Source organism: Rhodopseudomonas julia (genome assembly GCF_030813515.1).
In the GTDB taxonomy this organism is placed as follows: domain Bacteria; phylum Pseudomonadota; class Alphaproteobacteria; order Rhizobiales; family Afifellaceae; genus Afifella; species Afifella julia.
This window is the reverse complement of record NZ_JAUSUK010000002.1, coordinates 103,232-121,302: the sequence shown is the minus strand read 5'-3', so window position 1 is coordinate 121,302 and position 18,071 is coordinate 103,232. Positions and strand designations below refer to the sequence as shown.

Here is an 18,071-nt window from a genome sequence, read left to right as displayed (position 1 = left end):
GCGACCTCTGCGACGCAAGCCCAAAAGCCGCCCTCGAGATTGTCGCCCGACAAAGAAGAGCGACCGCGACCCGGCATAGGATCCTTTCGGTTCGAGAGGAGACACCAATGCCCGCACCGCCTTTGTCGTTGAACTTCGCCGACATGGCTGTCGACGAGTTCCTCACCCGTTACAAAAACGCCATCCCGGTCTTCATGCGTCGCCGGCTCTTGTGCATCGGCTGCCCCTTCGGCCACATGCACTCCGTGCGTGATGCCTGCACCGAGCACGGGATCGAGCCGGAACCGCTTCTGCGCGAGCTTGCAGACCACGTGACGCCGCATGAGCGCCCGGAGCACCGGGCCAAGACGGCCGAGCCGCGAAAGGAGGGGCCTTGAATCCCATGCACACGAGAAATCACGCCGAGACCGGCAAGACGATCACACGCACCGATCAGGGCTTCGACATCGATGCCGGCCTTCTCGCCGATGCCTTCGCGCTCGACGTCGAAGAGGTGCGCACGCTCATGCGCCAGGGCGAGATCAAGAGCCGGCTCGAACGTGGCCAGGACCGCGACGCCGGCACCTTCCGGCTCGTCTTCTTCCATCACGACCGGCGCGCGACCTTCGTGGTCGACGAGGACGGACATCTCCTCCGCCGGACCTGCTTCACGCTCACCGACCTCGCGGCGGCCCACAGCCCCAGGGCACCTCAATAAGACGAGGCGGGTTTCGTCCCCGCTATTCGGCGTCCTCGGCGCTATTCGGTCCCCTCGGCGATGACGACGAGGGCATGCGGATCGCACACCACGATCTTCTTGCGGCCGCTCGAGACGAGGCCCTTCGCCTCCCAGGCGCTCAAAAGCCGGCTCACCGTGTGCAGCGTCGTGCCGGTCATTTCCGCCACGTCCTGCCGGGTGATCGGAAAGTCGATCAGAACGCCTTCATCCGTCTTGCGGCCCGCCTGCTTGACGAGGCGCAGAAGGGCATGTGCGACGCGCCGCTCCACCTCTTCGGTGGAAAGTTCGCGGATGCGCGTATGAGCGTCCTGGAGCCGTTGCCCGACCGTCGCCAGCGCATTGACGGCAAGCGCCGGACAGCGCGCCACGAGCATCTCCCACTGGCTCATCGGCCAGGCGAGCGTCAGGCTGTCGGCCACCGCCGTCGCCGTTCCCGGATAATCCGCCCGGCGGATGGCCTTGGCGATGCCGAAAATATCGCCCGGATTGACGTGGCGCACGACGATCTGCTGCCCGTCGGGCGTCGACTGCGTCACCTTGAGGCGCCCATGCAAGAGGGCAAAAAACTCTCCCGCCGGATCGCCCTGATTGAAGACCGCGGTGTTGATCGGAATCCGCCGCGTCGTGGCCGAGGCGAGGACCGCATCGAGATCCTCGTCTGAAAGCGTTGCAAAGACGCCGAGATCTTTCACCAGCGAGCGATCGAGATGTGGGGCGGGCATTCTTCCTCCGGCATCGGCGTGCGCCGCGACAGACATCACCAGAGCTTATCGCGAGCTTCGTTGCACGGTAAAAAGTCGTGCCGCGCCAGATGGTTCATCCGCATCGGCGCCAGGCGGCGCGACAAAGCTCTGAGGGTCTGAGAGAGAGAGGATGGTGCGGGCGGTCGGAATCGAACCGACACTCTGTCACCAGAACTGGATTTTGAGTCCAGCGCGTCTACCAGTTCCGCCACGCCCGCAAGGGTTCCGGCCGACCCGCGAAGGGCATCCGGAAATCCGCGCAGATGCTTAGGCGTTGCCGGCCGTCAGCGCAAGATGGTCTTCCACATGATCGCGCCCGGAACGGCAAAGAAAGTGATGCCGGGAAAACCAAACGGGCGGTGTCCCTGTCTCAGCAGCGTGAAGGCATCGGCTCGAAATTCGCCATCCCCAAGTTAGGGCTTGAGCGCGCCGTAGCGGAAGGTGATAAGGCTGGGCGCTCGTCACTCCCCGACCGGTCAAATCCATGCTTCGCGCCCTCTATGATTGGACGATGAACCTCGCCGCGAGCCGCCATGCGACGGCCGCGCTCGCCGGTGTCTCCTTCGTCGAGAGCTCGATTTTTCCGATACCGCCGGACGCGCTTCTCATCCCGATGATCCTCGCCGACCGGTCCAAGGCCTGGTATTACGCGACCGTCGCGACCCTCGCCTCCGTCATCGGCGGCCTCTTCGGCTATCTCATCGGCGCCTTTCTCTATCAGGCCGTCGCGGCGCCCATTCTCGCCTTCTACGGCTATGGCGATGCCTTCGAGGCATTTGCCGCCAAGTACAACGAATGGGGCGCCTGGGCCGTCTTGATCGCCGGTGTCACGCCCTTTCCTTACAAAGTGATCACCATCGCCTCGGGCGCCACACATTTGTCGCTCGTCGTCTTCATGGTGGCGAGCGTCATCGCCCGCGGCATCCGCTTCTTCGCCGTCGCCGGGCTCCTTTATGCCTTCGGGCCGCCGATCAGAACCTTCATCGAAAAGCGGCTCGGGCTCGTCTTCACCGTCTTCCTGCTGCTCTTGGTGGGAGGCTTCATCATCATCAAATACATCCTGCCAGGCTCACATTGATGGCTGCAAACGATCGCACCCTGCGCCTTCTGGCCCTCCTCCTCTTTCTGGCGGCGGGCGCCACCATTTTGACCGCACTCGGCTTTGAACATATCGCGGGCTATCAGCCCTGTGCGCTCTGCCTGCGCGAGCGCCTGCCCTATTACGTCGCTCTGCCGATCACGCTGGTGACGGTGCTGGCGGCCTGGCGGAGCGCGCCCCGCGGCCTCCTCGCGGCTCTTTTCGGCGTTCTCGCAGTCATCTGGGCCGTCAGCTTAGGGCTCGGCGTGCACCATGCCGGCGTCGAATATCACTGGTGGAAAGGGCCGGACACCTGCGTGCAGACGGGCGGTCCGGGCGATGCCGCGTCGATGTTCAATTCCCTGCAGGGCGGCGTGTCGGGGCCGAGCTGTGACGAGGCGCTGTGGCACCTCTTCGGCCTCTCCTTCGCTGGCTGGAATGCGGTCGCCTCGCTGTTCCTTGTCGCGCTGACGGTTTACGCGCTTTACCGGACGCTGGCGGCGCGACGCTGAGGCAGGAACGATCGAACGCCGAAGCGGCTTACGGCTCCAGCTCGGTATCCCAGTAGAGATAATCCATCCAGCTTTCGTGCAGGTAGTTCGGCGGGAAGAGCCGGCCGTTGCGATGCAGATCGTAGGTCGTCGGCTCGAACGGCATATGCCGCGGCCAGATCTTGATCTCTTCGCAGCTCTTGTTGCTCTTCTTCAGATTGCACGGCGCGCAGGCGGTGATGACATTGGTCCAGGTGGTCTGGCCGCCCTTCGAGCGCGGGATCACATGGTCGAAGGTGAGATCGTCGGGCGACCCGCAATAGGCGCATTCGAAGCGGTCGCGGAGAAAGACGTTGAAGCGTGTGAAGGCGGGATTTCGGGAAGGCTTGATGTAGGTCTTCAAGGATACGACGGAAGGAAGCTTCATGGAGAAGCTCGGACTTCGGATCTGAAAGTCGTATTCGGAGACGATGTTCACCCGATCGAGAAACACCGCCTTGATGGCGTCCTGCCACGACCAGAGCGACAAAGGGTAATAGCTGAGCGGCCGGTAATCGGCGTTCAGAACGAGTGCGGGATGCGCGTTAGGCGAGACGTGTATCGTCATGGCGCTGCGCTAATGCCATCGAATTCAACGGCCTCCTCTTAGTCGCGCGCATAGTCTATACGCTCTGTGACACGCTTGTGAAGCTCATCTGTCACGTCGGCGAATAAGGATCGCGCAAGCGCCGCGAAGAGGCAGCGCTTGCGTGTTGGGAGCGGCTCAGGCGGCGCCGAGCACCCGCTGCAGGAACTGCTGCGCCAGGCTGAGCCCGTCCGGCCCGATACCGTGGCCGATCCCCTGGCTGATATGCCATTCGACGGGGATCTTCGCTTCCGTCAGCCCCTCATTCGCCATGAAGAGCGCCTGCACCGGGATGAGCTGGTCGCTATCGCCATGCACGAGAAGCACCGGCGGCTTCTGCGCCTCGGGCGCCGCGATCGCCGCCTTGTCGGCGAGAAGACCGGAGAAACCCACGATACCAGCTAGCTTTTTCGGACGCAGCGGCCCGACATGGAGCGCCATCATCGTGCCCTGCGAAAAGCCAACGAGCGCCGTCTTCGTCTCGTCGACGCCGACCCGCTGCATTTCCTGATCGAGGAAACGGTCGAGCGAAGGCGCCGCCTCTGCCACACCGAGTTTATAGACTTCCGGGTTCTGGCGGGTGAGGTCGAACCATTGCCGACCCATCGGCGCGGCCGCGCACGGCTCCGGCGCGTGCGGGGCGACGAAGGCGGTATCGGGCAGAACCCGCGCCCATTCGCGACCGATCGCGATGAGGTCGTTGCCGTCCGCGCCGAAGCCATGAAGGAAGACGACGAGACTTTTTGCCGCGCCTCCCGAGGCTGGGGCGATTCGCGGTCCGTCGAGAAGGGTTAAAGGCATCAGGAATCTCCGAGAGGAAGTACGTCTTTTTTGGTAGTGACGGCGTAGTAGCGCCAGAACAGGCGGGCGGCGACGCCGCGCCAGGGCGACCAGGCTTCAGCGATCCCCCGCAATTCCTTTTCCGACGGCCGCTCCGCCGCCGCAAAGGCGTGACGCACGGCATTTTGCAACGCAATGTCGCCGGCTGGGAAGATGTCCCGATGGCCGCAGCAGAAGAGCAGATAGACCTCGGCCGTCCAGCGCCCGACGCCGTGAAGCGCCGTCATCTCGGCGATCGCCTCCTCCGCCGGCAGGTCTTCCAGCCCCTCGAAGCGGAAATCGGCGATACAGCTCTCGGCAAGCCGCCGCAGCGTGCGGATCTTCGGCCGCGACAGGCCGCAAAGCCGTAGCTCTTCCTCGTCGGCGGCGAGCACCGTGTGCGGCCCGACCTCCTGAAGCTTGTCGGCAAGACGTCGCCAGATGCTATCGGCTGCCGCCTTGGAGACCTGCTGCGCCACGATGATGGAGGCGAGCCCTTCATAGCCGCCGTGATGGCGGCGCAACGGCACGTCGCCGGCAAGTGCCACCACCGGCACCAGCCGTTCGTCGATGCGGGTGAGTTGGGCGAGGCCTTCGGCGATATCCTCGGCGCTGTCGATGCGGCTCAATTCTTCATCACCACGCAGGCCCCTCCCTTGGCACGAAGTCGGTCGCAAATCCGGCTCGCCTCCGCCTTGCTGTCGGCTCCGAGCCTCACGGCATAGATCGAGGCACGGCCGCGCGCCGGCGTCTTCGCCCGCACGACCATAGGCGGCTCGTCGCCGAAGAGCGAAGCATAGCGCCCCTTCAGCCTTTGAAATTGCGACAGAGCCGCCGCCTGAGAGAAACTCCCCGCGACCTGTGCGCCCCAGGGTTTCCAATCGCCGGAGGCGATCGCCATGCGCGGGCTGGTGCGCGCCGCCGGCAGCTTCCGACACGCCTCCAGGAAGGAGAGATCCGGGTCGAGGCTGAGATCACCGAGCTCTGCCGCTCTCTCCTTCCAGCGTTCAGCCGGCTCGCCGGTGATTGAGAGAACGAAGTTCTGCGTCTCGAAAGGAAGGCCGCTGTCACCCGCAAGCCAGCTTCTCACACGGTTGGGCCCGGCATTGTAGGCCGCCGCCGCCAATCCCCAATTGCCGAAGAGGCTCCAGTTTTCGCGCAGATACGAGGCCGAATGATAGAGCGCCGGGGCAATGTCGAAGGAATCGACAAGGCCGCGCGCCCGCGCCGTCGCCGGCATGAATTGGGCGATGCCTTCAGCGCCTTTCGGGCTGACGGCCCCGGCGTCAAACCGGCTTTCCTTGAAGATGAGCCGGGCGAAATAAGCGGCATCGAGCCCGAAACGTTTTGCCTGCAACTCGATCGACGCGCAGATGGCCTCCGGTTCGGCTGCAACTTTTTCGAAGGCGGGCGGCACCTTCGCCGGCGGCCCTATGCCGACGACGGCACCTTCCTCCCACGCGATCGCCCGTGGTGCCGAAAGCCCCACGATCGCGAAAGCCAGAAGTGTTTTGCCGAAATGCCGCATCGCCCCGAAATCTTCAACCGGATCCGGGCGGAAATTTGGACCGTCGTCTGCCGCGCGCAAGGGCGCCGGAGGCCTCTTTCAGGAAAGCGCGATACCGGAGCCCAACTTTTCCGCCTGATAGGCGCTCGAAAGCCGCTGATACGCGTCTTTGATCCGCGCGACCCGCTCGGCGAAGGCGACCTGCGCATCATCGGATGAGGCATCGATCAGTTCGACGAGCGCCGTCGCGGTCCAGAAGGCATTGGTGCCGCGATAGGCCCCGTCCTTGATCCCGAAGACTTCCTTGAGGATGGCGAGGTCGTGCGGGATCGCAAAGGCGTCGCGCGTCACCTCGTAGGGAAAGAGATAGGTGAAATTGTCGAAGCCCGCCCAGGTGATCGCCGAAAGACACAGCGAACAGGGCTCGTGCGTGGCGAGAAACAGGCAATCGGCGGTCGCCGGACGCGTCGCATCCGGCAATCGGTAGAAGGCGTTGAGGGCTGCCACCTCGCCATGAAAGAGCGGGTTCGTCCGCTCCTGGTTGGAGGCGGCAACGACCAGAGAATAATCGGATTTCTTGAGGATCGCCGCGCCGAACACTTTGTTGCCGGCGGCGACCCCCGCCTCCGTCAACGGCAGGATATCGGTCTCGATGACCTCGAGAAAACGATCCGCGAGGCGCTCCGCCTCAGGCCGCATCGTCCTGCCGGGCGGCACCGCCATAGCGGCGCGCAACATAGTCTTCGACGAGCGCGGTGAAATCTTCCGCAAGCTTCGGCCCGCGCAAGGTTGTCGCCTTCTCGCCGTCGATGAAGACCGGCGCGGCCGGCTGCTCGCCCGTGCCCGGCAACGAGATCCCGATATCGGCGTGCTTGGATTCACCCGGTCCGTTGACCACACAGCCCATCACGGCAACCGACATGGCCTCAACGCCCGGATAAGTCTCTTTCCAGACGGGCATGCGCGCGGCGATGTGGTTTTGGATGTCGCGTGCAAGCTCCTGGAAGAGCGATGAGGTCGTGCGCCCGCATCCGGGGCATGCCGAGACGATCGGCAGGAACTGGCGGAAGCCCATGCTCTGCAGGAGCTCCTGGCACGCTTTCACCTCGAGCGAGCGGTCGCCGCCCGGCTCCGGCGTCAGCGAATAGCGGATCGTGTCGCCGATGCCTTCCTGCAGCAGGATGCCCATGGCGGCCGAGGAGGCGATCAGTCCCTTGGAGCTCATGCCGGCTTCCGTCAGGCCGAGATGCAGCGCGTAATCGCAGCGCTGCGCCAGCATGCGGTAGACGGTGATGAGCTGCTGAACGTCGGAGACTTTCGCCGACAGAATGATCTTGTCGCGCGGCATGCCGATCTCTTCGGCACGCCCGGCGGACAGAAGCGCGGACCGCACCATCGCCTCGCGCATCACCGCAGTGGCGGAGATCGGATGCGCCTGGCGGCCGTTCTCATCCATGAGGAGCGTCAGAAGCTCCTGGTCGAGCGAGCCCCAATTGACGCCGATCCGAACCGGCTTGTCGTAGCGCAGCGCCGTCTCGATGATCGCATCGAACTGGCTCACCCGCTTCTTGCGGAAGCCGACATTGCCCGGATTGATGCGGTATTTGTCGAGCGCCTCGGCGCAGCCCGGATATTCGGCCAGAAGCTTGTGGCCGATATAATGGAAATCGCCGATCAAAGGCACGTCGATGCCGGCCGCGCGCACCTTGTCGCGAATATGCGGGACGGCCGCGGCCGCCTCCTCGCGATCGACGGTGACCCGCACCAGTTCGGAGCCGGCCCTGGCCAGCGCTATCACCTGTGCAACGGTCGCATCGATATCGGCCGTATCGGTGTTGGTCATGGATTGGACGGCGATCGGATGATCGCTTCCGACCATCACACCGCCGACGTTGACGGCAACCGACTGGCGCCGCTGAGCGGGGCCTGCGGGCAGCGCGAAATCGCTAAGGCTCGGACGTTCTTGCATGCGCGAACTCGTGGCGAAATCGTTCCTGGAAGTCAACGTCGTTTGCGTCGCGCCGTCCTTGTGTCGCAAGCCATAAGGGAATGGCAGCTTTGCAAGAATTGCGCGCTCAGGCCGCAGTCTGCAACACGGAGACGATATCGTCGACCACGGAGTTGACGACATCGCGGTCATCGCCCTCGCCCATCACACGGATCACGGGCTCCGTGCCCGAGGGGCGAATGACGAGACGCCCGGAATTTCCGAGCTTCGTCTGCGCCGCGATGATGAGCTTCTGCACCTGCTCCTGCTCCAGCGGCAGATTGCCCTTGTAGCGGATGTTCTTCTTCACCTGGGGTACGGGCTCGAAACGATGGCAGACTTCGCTGACCGGCTTGGCCTCCTTGCAGACGACGGCGAGAACCTGCAGCGCGGCCACCAGGCCGTCGCCCGTCGTCGTATAATCCGACAGGATGATATGGCCGGATTGCTCGCCGCCGACATTGAAGCCGTGCTGGCGCATATATTCCGAGACATAGCGGTCACCGACCGGCGTGCGCGCCAGCGACAGGCCGAGCCCTCCGAGAAAGCGTTCCAGGCCGAGATTGGACATGATGGTGGCGACGATGCCGTTCCCGGCCAGCCGTTCCTCAGCCTGCCAGTACGACGCCACGACGGCCATCAGCTGGTCGCCGTCGACCTCGTTGCCCTTTTCATCGACGATGACGACGCGGTCTGCATCGCCGTCGAGCGCGATGCCGAGATCGGCGCGGACCTCGTGCACCTTGCGGGCGAGCGCCGCCGGCGCGGTGGAGCCGACATCGCGGTTGATGTTGAAGCCGTCCGGCTCGATGCCGATCGGGATGACTTCCGCGCCGAGTTCCCACAGAACGTTCGGAGCGGATTTGTAGGCGGCACCGTTGGCGCAATCGATGACCACCCGCAGCCCGTCGAAGTCGAGGTGGCGCGGCAGCGTGCGCTTGGCGAATTCGATATAGCGGTCGACCACCCCGTCGACGCGCTTGGCGCGGCCGAGTTCACGCGGGCCGGCAAGCCGGCGCGACAGATCGGATTCGACGAGCTCTTCGATTGCGACTTCGACCTCGTCGGAGAGCTTGAAACCTTCCGGCCCGAAAATCTTGATGCCGTTGTCGTCGAAGGGATTGTGCGAAGCGGAGATCATGACGCCGTAATCGGCGCGCATGGAGCGCGTCAGCATGGCAACGGCCGGCGTCGGGATCGGCCCGAGCAGAAACACGTCGACGCCGACAGACGTGAAGCCCGCGACCAGCGCATTTTCCAGCATATAGCCGGAGAGCCTCGTATCCTTGCCGATGACGACGCGCTGACGATGGCCGTTGCGGTAATAGAGACCGATCGCCTGCGCCACTTTCATGGCGATCTCCGGCGTCATCGGGAAGGCATTCGCTGTGCCGCGGATGCCGTCCGTTCCGAAATAGCTTCGTGTCATTCTTGCCTGCGCCCTCTCCTGCGCTGCGCGGTCGCTCGCGCTCCGGCTCGTCGGTCTGCACCGGCCTAAAGACGGCAGGGTGCAGCATTTTTCTCAAGGAACAATAAAGGCCCGGAGCGTTCTCCGGGCCTCACTTTGTGTATACGAATGTGTCAGCGCCTCTGAAGCATGACTGCAAAGGGCGGTGAACGCATCACGTGGGCTGCGGCTCCAGGCCACCATCGCTGCCCGGACGCGGCCGTGAACCCGTGGTGGGCACGGCCGAGCCCTTCGCCGGCGGAAGATCGTCGCTTGGATCTTCGCGCACCGGACGCTTGCCATTGAGGAGTGCGCGGATTTCTTCGCCCGACAGGGTTTCGAACTCCAAGAGCCCCTGCGCCAGCGTTTCCAGCTGGTCGTGTTGCGTGGTCAGGATCTCCCGCGCCTTGTCGTAACCTTCGTCGACGAGACGGCGAACCTCGCGGTCGATCTTCTGCGCCGTCTGCTCGGAGATGTTCTGCTGCCGCGCCACGGAATGGCCGAGAAACACCTCTTCCTGATTGTCGCCGTAAGCGACGCGACCGAGCTCGTCGGAGAAACCCCAGCGTGTCACCATCGCTCGCGCAAGCTTCGTCGCCTGCTCGATATCGGAGGCAGCGCCCGAGGTGACCCGGTCATGCCCGAAGGTGATCTCCTCGGCCACGCGACCGCCCATCATGATGGCGAGCCGCGAGGTCATCTGCTGGTAGGTCATGGAGAGCTGATCGCGCTCCGGCAGCTGCATGACCATGCCGAGCGCACGTCCGCGCGGGATGATCGTCGCCTTATGCACGGGATCGGTCGACGGCACGTTGAGCGCCACGATGGCGTGGCCGCCCTCGTGATAGGCCGTCAGCCGCTTCTCGTCCTCGGTCATGACGAGCGTGCGCCGTTCGGCACCCATCATCACCTTGTCCTTGGCGTCTTCAAACTCGAGCATCGTCACGAGCCGCTTGCCGCGTCGTGCCGCAAGCAGCGCCGCCTCGTTCACGAGGTTCATGAGATCGGCACCGGAGAAGCCCGGCGTACCGCGCGCCACCGTCTTGAGGTTCACGTCCGGTGCGAGCGGCACTTTGCGCGCATGCACCTTCAGGATCTTCTCGCGGCCGACGACATCCGGGTTCGGCACCACGACCTGGCGGTCGAAGCGGCCCGGCCGCAGGAGCGCGGGGTCGAGCACGTCCGGACGGTTCGTCGCGGCGATCAGAATGATGCCTTCGTTCGCCTCGAAGCCGTCCATCTCGACGAGGAGCTGGTTGAGCGTCTGCTCGCGCTCGTCGTTGCCGCCGCCGAGACCTGCGCCACGGTGCCGGCCAACGGCGTCGATTTCGTCGATGAAGATGATGCAAGGCGCATTCTTCTTCGCCTGTTCGAACATGTCGCGCACGCGGCTCGCGCCGACGCCCACGAACATCTCGACGAAGTCGGAACCCGAGATGGTGAAGAAGGGAACGCCCGCCTCACCCGCCACGGCGCGGGCGATCAGCGTCTTACCGGTTCCCGGAGGTCCGACGAGCAGAACGCCACGGGGAATACGGCCACCGAGCCGCTGGAATTTCTGCGGATCGCGCAGAAATTCCACGATCTCCTCCAGATCCTCCTTGGCTTCGTCGACGCCAGCCACGTCCTCGAAGGTCACGCGGCCATGCGCTTCCGTCAGAAGCTTTGCCTTGGACTTGCCGAAGCCCATGGCTCTTCCGCCAGCGCCTTGCATCTGTCGCATGAAGAAGATCCACACGGCGATGAGGAGCAGCATCGGGAACCAGGAAATCAGCACCGAGAAGAACGACATCTCGTTCTCGTCTGGCTCGGCTTTGATCGTGACACCCTTTTCTTCAAGCAGCGTCACATATTCTGAGTTGTCCGGCGCGTAAGTGGTAAAGCGCTTGCCGTCGCTATAGGTGCCAGTAATCTGCTGGCCGCTGATCGTGACGTTCTTGATGTTGCCGTCGATCGCTTCGCTGCGGAACTGCGAATATGTGATTTCCTGCGTCGTCCCCTGGCGAGACGGGCTCTGAAACAAGTTAAAGAGCGCCACCAAGAGGAGCAGGATCACGATCCACAGCGCGAAATTCCGGAAATTCTGGTTCATTCTGGCTTTCCCCGATGGCGCTTCCGGCGCCGGATCCGTGAGGGCGTCCCGTCAAACATCCCCTAGATAGGTTGCGAGGGGGTTGATGTGAAGGCACAGAAACGGAGCGCGGCCCGCAAACGCCAGCTTCCGGCAAGGCGACGTGGCCTTTCGCCGCTCAACTAATTGATATTGTGCATCTCGGCCGGTCTTGGCGGCAAGCGGTTTTCCACCATCAGCCGATCGTAGAGACCTCCAATATGGGGATCGCAGAGCCGTTCTTCGACAATTTGTCGAATGCCGAGATCTGTGCGGCATCCGGCATCCGCCTTGGCCGCAAGGTGAGCCGGAACGGCGACGCAGGTTTCCTGCGCAAAGAGTGCCGGCAATGCGCGCTCGAACTCATTGCCGCGGCCGCACCATCCGAAGCCGCGAAGACGCACGCCTTCCCCGGCGAACGCATGCGGCGCGACGATATAGCGCCCGTCGAAGACGACATCGCGCCCGGCTTTGAGGGCGCGATCCGCCGGCCCCTGCCGACCCCATTCGCGGCTGACGACAAGACGATCGTCGCTGAAACGCAGGCGCGCCCCGTGCAGCGTCACCGCGAGCGGGCGCCCGCGCGCCCCCATCGCGCCGTCTGTCGTCCTTTCCTCGAGCGAAACGAGGGCCTCTCGCGAGGGCGTCGCCACGCTTCCCGAGGCGGCCATCAAAAGGCGCCGCAGCAAAGCCAGCCAGGCTTCGAAATCCATCCCCCGGCGCACCGAAACCGGTCGCAAAATCGTGATTACGCCGGCCTCGCTCACCTGGGCGTTTTCGGCAGCCTGCAGGGCCACGCGCTCGAAAACCGCGTGGATGTCCCCTTCACGCGCGGCGAAGGCGGAAAGTCGTTCCGCTGTCAGCCCGATCGCACAAAGCTCCGGCGCGGCAATGCGTACCCGCGCCCGCTCCTGTGCGGGATCAGAATTCGTCGGATCATCACAAAACGGCAGCTTGAGAGCCTTCGCGCTCACACGCAGCCGGGCTTTCGACACCTGCAGAAACGGTCGCGCGATCGTCGGCCAGCCCTCGCGCCTCAATTCCGGTTCGATCCCCTTGAGCGCGCGCGGCTCTGCGGTACGTGCCATGCGCATCAGCACCGTCTCGGCCTGATCGTCGGCGTGATGGGCCGTCAGGATGGCACGGCAGCCCGTCCTCATCGCCACGTCGATGGCCGCCGCATAGCGTGCCAGTCGAGCGGCTGCCGCAATCCCGCTGTGCGGCCGTTCCGCCTCCGGCCAGCGGTGCACATGGTGCCGGAGGTGAAGCCGAGCGCACACCTCCCCCACCATCGTCGCTTCGGCCGCGCTCTCGGCCCGCAGGCCGTGGTCGAAGGTGAAGACCTGCGGCGCCGGGGCCCCGCGATGCGCGGCGATCTCTGCCGCGAGCGCCATGAGCGCCATCGAATCCGGACCGCCGGAGACCGCGATCAGCGCTCCCCGATCGAGCCATTCGCGAAGAAGCGGCTCGGCCTCGGCCGCATCGATCGCGTCCTCAGCAGCCGGCGCGCTTAGCTTCTGCTGCAACGCGGTTGGTGAGCGCACCGGACGCGTCCGGATATTTGCGGCCGACTTCGTCGAAGGTGGCACAGGCAGCGTCCTTTTCGCCGAGCGCGGCAAGAGCGATGCCGAGCTTCATCAGAGCGTCCGGCGCCTTTCGGCTCTTTGGAGCGGTCTTGTAAAGCTCCAGGAACGTATTGGCCGCCGCCCTGTCCTTGTTCTGCTGCAGCTGACTTTCGCCCAGCCAGAAGCGTGCGTCGTTTGCCTGAGCCTCGTTGGGGAAACGCTCCAGCCAGGCGGCGAAACTCCGCTCCGCCTCGGAATAATCGCCGGTCAGGATATAGCCATAGGCGAAATCGTAATCCTGCCGCGGATCGCCGGACAGGGAGGCAAGCGCCGGCCCCTGAGGCTGTTCGGCCCCGGTGCCCATGTCATTGGTCGGACCGACTGCCGGGGCAGGCCCCTCCGGGCCGCCGCCCGCAAGCGTCGACAGGTCGATCGGAGCGCCGGCATCGAAGCCGCCCGCGCCATCCTGCGCAATACGCGGATCATCCGGCGAGATGCCGAACGTCCCGAGATCCTGGGGTGGCGCGCCCGCCACGCTGCTGGAATTGTTCGAAGGATTGACGCTGCCGCCCACGGCTCCGCCATACGTGGGGCCGGCATTGCCGATGCCCGTTCCGAATTGCTGGCCGCCATTCGGCTGCGCGCCGGCTTGGCCGTCGTTCCAGCCGAAGCTCTGATCCATTGGGGCATCTTCGCCGCCTTGCGGCGGACCGGCGATGCCGGCCTGGCGGCGGGTGACCTGAAGCTCGTGCTGAAGCTGCTCCACCTCGCCGGTCAGCTGGCGCACCCGCTCTTCCAGCTGCTGGATGTAGAGCCGCATCTGGCCGATCTCCTGCGGGCTCTGTGCCTGGGCAAGACCCGGGAAAAGGAGAAGGCCGGCAAAAACAAAAAGAATACGTCCGCTCATGACAAGGTCGCTAGCATGACTGAGTGAGGCTCCACCACCTCCAGATCAATTCGGCCAAACTTCGACACTTGTGACAAGAACGCAAAAAAGGCGGCCGGGGCCGCCTTTTCTTAACCTCTGTGGCAGGGTTGCGACGGCGATCAGCTGCCGGCGCCGCCCACCACCGTCACCGCTCGGCGATTCTGGTTCCAGCACGAGGCCGCATCGCAGACCGCGACCGGACGCTCCTTGCCGTAGGAAATCGTGCGCATGCGGCCGGGATTGATGCCGCGCGAGGCGAGATAATCGCGGGTTGCGGCCGCGCGCCGAGCGCCGAGGGCGAGGTTGTATTCGCGCGTGCCGCGCTCGTCGGCATGGCCTTCGACCGTGACGGTGTAATTCGGATACTGGTTCAGCCACGCCGCCTGGCGGTCGAGCGTCGCCCGTGCTTCCGGCGTCAGCGACGAGGAATCGACGATGAAGAAGACGCGGTCGCCGACATTGACCTGGAAGTCCTGCGGGCTGCCGGGCGTCGCCGCCCCTGCCCCTGCTCCAGAACCGGCAAGATCCAACGCCTTTTGCTGGTTGGCGCAACCGCCAGCCGTCAGAAGAAGGGCTGCGCCAAACGCGGCAGCTAGAATGCGGATATTCAGGCGAAAGCTCATCGCCGCAAGCTCCTGGTGGAATCGAAGGGCTTTGATAACCCTGACAGGGTTAAGGCCTAGTGAACGATTAGGGTTAAGAAGGCGTGAACGCAGACAGACGGGCGACGCAAAACAAAAAGTCCGAAGAGAGCGGTGGCCACCGAATGCGGCGGAAGCTTGGCGGGACCGCACCTTTTCGGCCACAAAAGCGAAGCCGTGAGGCCTCAATTTCCGATTGGCGAGGCCTTATCCGGCGATGACGATGATCTCCGGGCTCTTCGGGCCGAAGTCGCTGCGGTCAAAGGAGCCGTAGAGGCTCACCTCCGAAAAACCGGCCTCAGCGAGCTTCTCCTTGAGAAGATCGCACGACGTAAAGCGCAACTGATCTTCCAGGATGACTTCCTCTTCACCGGGAAAGCGCAGATGCGTGCGGTAGGCGATGATGTCGTCTTCCGCCGAGACCAGCGACAGATAGGTTTCCACGCTCGCGCTGCCGATCGGACGAATGAGGCGACGGCTGCGCCCGGGCGTCCATTGCCGCCACCCCTCGACGACCGGATTGCGGCTTTCGAAAGCGAACCGGCCGCCCGGTGAAAGCTGCGCACGCACCGCTTGGAGCGTGGCTTCGATGACCTCGTCGCTCAACAGGCACTGGAAGCTGTGTCCGGTCATCAGGATAAGGTCGAAAGGCGCCGACGTATGACGGGTGGTGGCATCACCCTCCACCCAATCGACGCGCTCCGCTCCCGCGCCGCGCCGTGCCACGGCCAGCATCGCCGGCGCCGGATCGGCCGCCGTCACTGTGTGCCCGCGCCGAGCGAGCGCACGCGCCAGCGCTCCCGTACCGCAGCCGATGTCGAGGATCGCCAGAGCCGCCTCACGCCCGCCAGTCTCCCCTTCAGGCAGAGCCGGGGACTGCTCGGCGAGCTGCCCTCTCAGCTGCCCGGCGAGCTGAATATAGAAGCGCGTATCCTCGCCTGGCGGATTGAGCAGGTCGTAAAGGCTCGCCAGGCGTTCATCGCAATATGAGCTCATGGAATTCGCCTGCCCTCCGGGACCGGCCTGTCAGCATCAATCGAGGAGCGGGCTCCACGCCGGATCGGAGGCATAATTCGGCGTCGGCACGACCCGCTCGTTGTAGCCGGTGATGTCGACGGAAAGAAGCTGCGGGCCGGCGCCGCCGGACTGGTCGCGGAAGAACATCAAGACGCGGCCGTTGGGCGCCCAGGTCGGACCCTCATTGTGGAAACCTTCCGTAATGACGCGCTCGCCGGATCCGTCCGGCGTCATCACGCCGATGCCGAAGCGGCCGCCTTCCTGCTTGGTGAAGGCGATGAGATCGCCGCGCGGCGACCATACGGGGGTCGCATAGCGCCCCTGTCCGAAGGAGATCCGCTGTGCCGGGCCGCCATTGGCGCCCATCACATAAAGCTGCTGCGTGCCACCCCGGTCGGATTCGAAGACGATGCGCTGTCCGTCCGGCGAAAACGACGGTGCCGTATCGATCGACGGCGAATCGGTCAGCCGCGTCATCTGCCGGTTCCTGAGATCAAGCAGATAGATGTTGGAATTGCCGCCCTGGGCGAGCGAGAGGACGACCTTCTGCCCGTCCGGAGAAAAGCGCGGCGAGAAGGTCATGTTGGAGAAATTGCCGATCTTCTCCCGCTGCCCGTTCTCTGTATTGAGGAGAAACACCTGCCACTGATCGCCCGAGAGAGCCGCATAGGTGATTTCCTGCCGCGTGGGCGAGAAGCGCGGGGTCAGCACGAGATCGCTGCCGTCGGTCAGATAGCGCACATTGGCGCCGTCCTGATCCATCAGGGCGAGCCGCTTGATGCGCCGTTCCTTGGAACCGGATTCGTCGACGAAGACGATGCGCGTGTCGAAATAGCCCTTCTCGCCGGTCAGGCGCTCATAGATCGCATCGGCGATGATATGCGCCACCCGCCGCCAATTGTCGGGGCTTGCGACGAATTGCTGACCCGTCAGCTGCCGGCCGGCAAAGATATCCCACAGCCGGAATTCCGCCTGCACCCGCCCGTCCGCAGTCGCTTCGACCCGCCCGGACACGAGGGCCTGCGCGTTGAGCGGCCGCCAATTGGCGAAATCGGGCGTCACGTCCGGCGGAATCGTCGGCTGGATGAAGGCGGCCGGATCGACCGGGGCGAACAGCCCCGAATTCTTCAAATCCGCGGTGATCACGTCGGAAATCTGCTGGCTGAGCTGATCGGGCTGCCCGCCCGTCCCGACGAAGGACGGAATGGCGATCGGCATCGGCTGGATCGTGCCACGCGTGATGTCGACGCGCAGCTGCGCCGATGCGCTGCCGACAAGAGCACCGATCAGCGCAAACTGGGCGAGCGCCGCGGCGATGGCGAAGGGGAAGGCCCGACTTCTCAAGCGGTCGGTAAAGGACATGGGCGTGAAGCTCCGTCAAATCTCATCCGCCGAGCATTTCGCTCGGGTCGAAGGTGAATTCGATATCCCGCCACAAGGAGTATTTCTCTGGCGGTAGTATGTCGTAAGGCGCGCATTCGTGGACGGCGCGGATGGCGCTCTCCATCGCGACCCGTGAAAGCTCGTCGAAACCGCCGCCGACCGGGCGGGGCGGGGCGGCAAGCGTTCCGTCGGGCTGCAGGCTGATGGCGACCGTCACCCGGAGCCCGCCCGCCTGACGTACGCCGATCGGCGGGTTCCAGCACTGATAAAGCCGTGCTTTCAGAGCCTCGATCTCGCTTTGCGTCATCGCCGCCTCGGCCTTGCCCTCGCGCGCGCCGAACGTCTGAGGATCGGGTGACGGATCAGGGTCCCCGCCGCCCGTCGGATCGCGCTTGTCGAGAAGTGCCGCGATGTCGTCGGGCCGGAAATCCCGCTTCGGCTCAGGCTTTTGCGTCACCTTCGGCTTTTCCGGCACGGGCTTTTCTTGCGCCGGCTTCGTCTCTGCAGGCTTCGGCGGTTTGATGTCCTTGGGTGGCGTCGGGCGCATCTTCGGCAGGGTGTCGAGCGCAGGCGCCGCCTCTTGCGGCGTGGCCTCCGGCGCCTTCTCCGGTTGCGCGTCGGGACGCGGAGCAGGCTCCGGCTCGGGCTCTGGTTCCGGCGGCACGGCGGCGACCTTGGTCTCTTCCGGCTTCGGCTTTTCTTCGACCTTCGGCGTCGGCCGCGGCGTCGGTTCCTTCACCGATTGAACGGGCTTCGGCGCCGGCTTTTCCGCCGGCTTCGGGTCCGGCCGATCGGCCTTGGCCTGCAGCTTGGGCTGAGGCTTTTCGTCAGGCTTCGGCTTCGCCGTCTTGGAGCCGGCGAGGAGATCGGTCACCTCGGAAATCGGCACGAGATCGACAGGCAAGGCCTCCGTGTGATCCACGCTGAAAGGCTTCGCGTCCGGAAACGCGAAGAGCCCGAGCGAGATCAGCGCCAGGTGAGCCGCAAGTGAAACGCCGAGGCCGACACGCAT

General features: G+C 64.5%; 19 protein-coding genes and 1 tRNA gene. 4 read left to right on the top strand and 16 right to left on the bottom strand.

Going from position 1 to position 18,071, the window contains the following annotated elements; translation table 11 throughout:
* Positions 1 to 107: 107 nt before the first annotated feature.
* Both J2R99_RS09725 and J2R99_RS09720 read left to right on the top strand, forming a co-directional pair.
* Positions 108 to 377, top strand: a complete 270-nt coding sequence (locus J2R99_RS09725) for a DUF1858 domain-containing protein (RefSeq protein WP_307154297.1) — start codon at positions 108 to 110, stop codon at positions 375 to 377.
* 5 nt (positions 378 to 382) lie between these two features.
* Positions 383 to 697, top strand: coding sequence for a DUF6522 family protein (locus J2R99_RS09720; RefSeq protein ID WP_307154296.1), 315 nt, complete (start codon positions 383 to 385; stop codon positions 695 to 697).
* Positions 698 to 738: 41 nt separating this feature from the next.
* Here J2R99_RS09720 and J2R99_RS09715 read toward each other — a convergent pair whose 3' ends face one another.
* Positions 739 to 1,440, bottom strand: coding sequence for a Crp/Fnr family transcriptional regulator (locus J2R99_RS09715; RefSeq protein ID WP_307154295.1), 702 nt, complete (start codon positions 1,438 to 1,440; stop codon positions 739 to 741).
* A 152-nt stretch (positions 1,441 to 1,592) separates the two neighbouring features.
* A tRNA-Leu gene (locus J2R99_RS09710) sits at positions 1,593 to 1,679 on the bottom strand.
* Between the two features lie 266 nt (positions 1,680 to 1,945).
* Between J2R99_RS09710 and J2R99_RS09705 the strand changes: the two genes are divergently transcribed.
* Positions 1,946 to 2,539, top strand: a complete 594-nt coding sequence (locus J2R99_RS09705) for a YqaA family protein (RefSeq protein ID WP_307154294.1) — start codon at positions 1,946 to 1,948, stop codon at positions 2,537 to 2,539.
* On the top strand, positions 2,539 to 3,051 hold the full coding sequence (locus J2R99_RS09700) for a disulfide bond formation protein B (protein WP_307154293.1): 513 nt from the start codon (positions 2,539 to 2,541) through the stop codon (positions 3,049 to 3,051). Before J2R99_RS09705 ends, J2R99_RS09700 begins: the two co-directional genes overlap by 1 nt.
* Before the next feature lie 28 nt (positions 3,052 to 3,079).
* Here J2R99_RS09700 and J2R99_RS09695 read toward each other — a convergent pair whose 3' ends face one another.
* The 14 genes from J2R99_RS09695 to tolA form a co-directional block, all read right to left on the bottom strand.
* Positions 3,080 to 3,637, bottom strand: a complete 558-nt coding sequence (locus tag J2R99_RS09695) for an HNH endonuclease (RefSeq protein ID WP_234629020.1) — start codon at positions 3,635 to 3,637, stop codon at positions 3,080 to 3,082.
* A gap of 156 nt (positions 3,638 to 3,793) precedes the next feature.
* Entirely contained in the window at positions 3,794 to 4,456 is a 663-nt protein-coding gene (locus J2R99_RS09690) for an alpha/beta hydrolase (protein ID WP_307154292.1), read from the bottom strand.
* Positions 4,456 to 5,103 carry a DNA-3-methyladenine glycosylase family protein gene (locus J2R99_RS09685; protein ID WP_307154291.1) on the bottom strand — a complete coding sequence of 216 codons (648 nt, stop codon included), beginning with the start codon at positions 5,101 to 5,103 and terminating at the stop codon, positions 4,456 to 4,458. Before J2R99_RS09685 ends, J2R99_RS09690 begins: the two co-directional genes overlap by 1 nt.
* Positions 5,100 to 6,062, bottom strand: coding sequence for a transglycosylase SLT domain-containing protein (locus J2R99_RS09680; RefSeq protein WP_307154290.1), 963 nt, complete (start codon positions 6,060 to 6,062; stop codon positions 5,100 to 5,102). The genes J2R99_RS09685 and J2R99_RS09680 overlap by 4 nt, the downstream gene beginning before the upstream one ends.
* Positions 6,063 to 6,080: 18 nt before the next feature.
* On the bottom strand, positions 6,081 to 6,680 hold the full coding sequence (locus J2R99_RS09675; RefSeq protein ID WP_307154289.1) for a cytidine/deoxycytidylate deaminase family protein: 600 nt from the start codon (positions 6,678 to 6,680) through the stop codon (positions 6,081 to 6,083).
* A complete protein-coding gene (gene ispG, locus J2R99_RS09670) occupies positions 6,670 to 7,950 on the bottom strand; it encodes a flavodoxin-dependent (E)-4-hydroxy-3-methylbut-2-enyl-diphosphate synthase (protein WP_307154288.1) in 1,281 nt (426 codons plus the stop codon). The genes J2R99_RS09675 and ispG overlap by 11 nt, the downstream gene beginning before the upstream one ends.
* Before the next feature lie 106 nt (positions 7,951 to 8,056).
* A complete protein-coding gene (glmM, locus tag J2R99_RS09665) occupies positions 8,057 to 9,397 on the bottom strand; it encodes a phosphoglucosamine mutase (RefSeq protein ID WP_307154287.1) in 1,341 nt (446 codons plus the stop codon).
* A gap of 193 nt (positions 9,398 to 9,590) precedes the next feature.
* A complete protein-coding gene (ftsH, locus tag J2R99_RS09660; protein WP_307154286.1) occupies positions 9,591 to 11,507 on the bottom strand; it encodes an ATP-dependent zinc metalloprotease FtsH in 1,917 nt (638 codons plus the stop codon).
* 161 nt (positions 11,508 to 11,668) lie between these two features.
* Complete coding sequence (tilS, locus tag J2R99_RS09655) at positions 11,669 to 13,069, bottom strand: tRNA lysidine(34) synthetase TilS (RefSeq protein ID WP_307154285.1); 1,401 nt, start codon at positions 13,067 to 13,069, stop codon at positions 11,669 to 11,671.
* On the bottom strand, positions 13,020 to 13,997 hold the full coding sequence (gene ybgF, locus J2R99_RS09650) for a tol-pal system protein YbgF (protein ID WP_307154284.1): 978 nt from the start codon (positions 13,995 to 13,997) through the stop codon (positions 13,020 to 13,022). The genes tilS and ybgF overlap by 50 nt, the downstream gene beginning before the upstream one ends.
* A gap of 140 nt (positions 13,998 to 14,137) precedes the next feature.
* Entirely contained in the window at positions 14,138 to 14,641 is a 504-nt protein-coding gene (gene pal / locus J2R99_RS09645; protein WP_307154283.1) for a peptidoglycan-associated lipoprotein Pal, read from the bottom strand.
* Between the two features lie 225 nt (positions 14,642 to 14,866).
* Positions 14,867 to 15,655 carry a class I SAM-dependent methyltransferase gene (locus tag J2R99_RS09640; RefSeq protein ID WP_307154282.1) on the bottom strand — a complete coding sequence of 263 codons (789 nt, stop codon included), beginning with the start codon at positions 15,653 to 15,655 and terminating at the stop codon, positions 14,867 to 14,869.
* A gap of 36 nt (positions 15,656 to 15,691) precedes the next feature.
* Complete coding sequence (gene tolB / locus J2R99_RS09635; RefSeq protein ID WP_307154281.1) at positions 15,692 to 17,038, bottom strand: Tol-Pal system beta propeller repeat protein TolB; 1,347 nt, start codon at positions 17,036 to 17,038, stop codon at positions 15,692 to 15,694.
* Between the two features lie 22 nt (positions 17,039 to 17,060).
* Positions 17,061 to 18,071 (bottom strand): cell envelope integrity protein TolA, encoded by a 1,011-nt coding sequence (gene tolA, locus J2R99_RS09630; RefSeq protein ID WP_307154280.1) that lies wholly within the window; start codon positions 18,069 to 18,071, stop codon positions 17,061 to 17,063.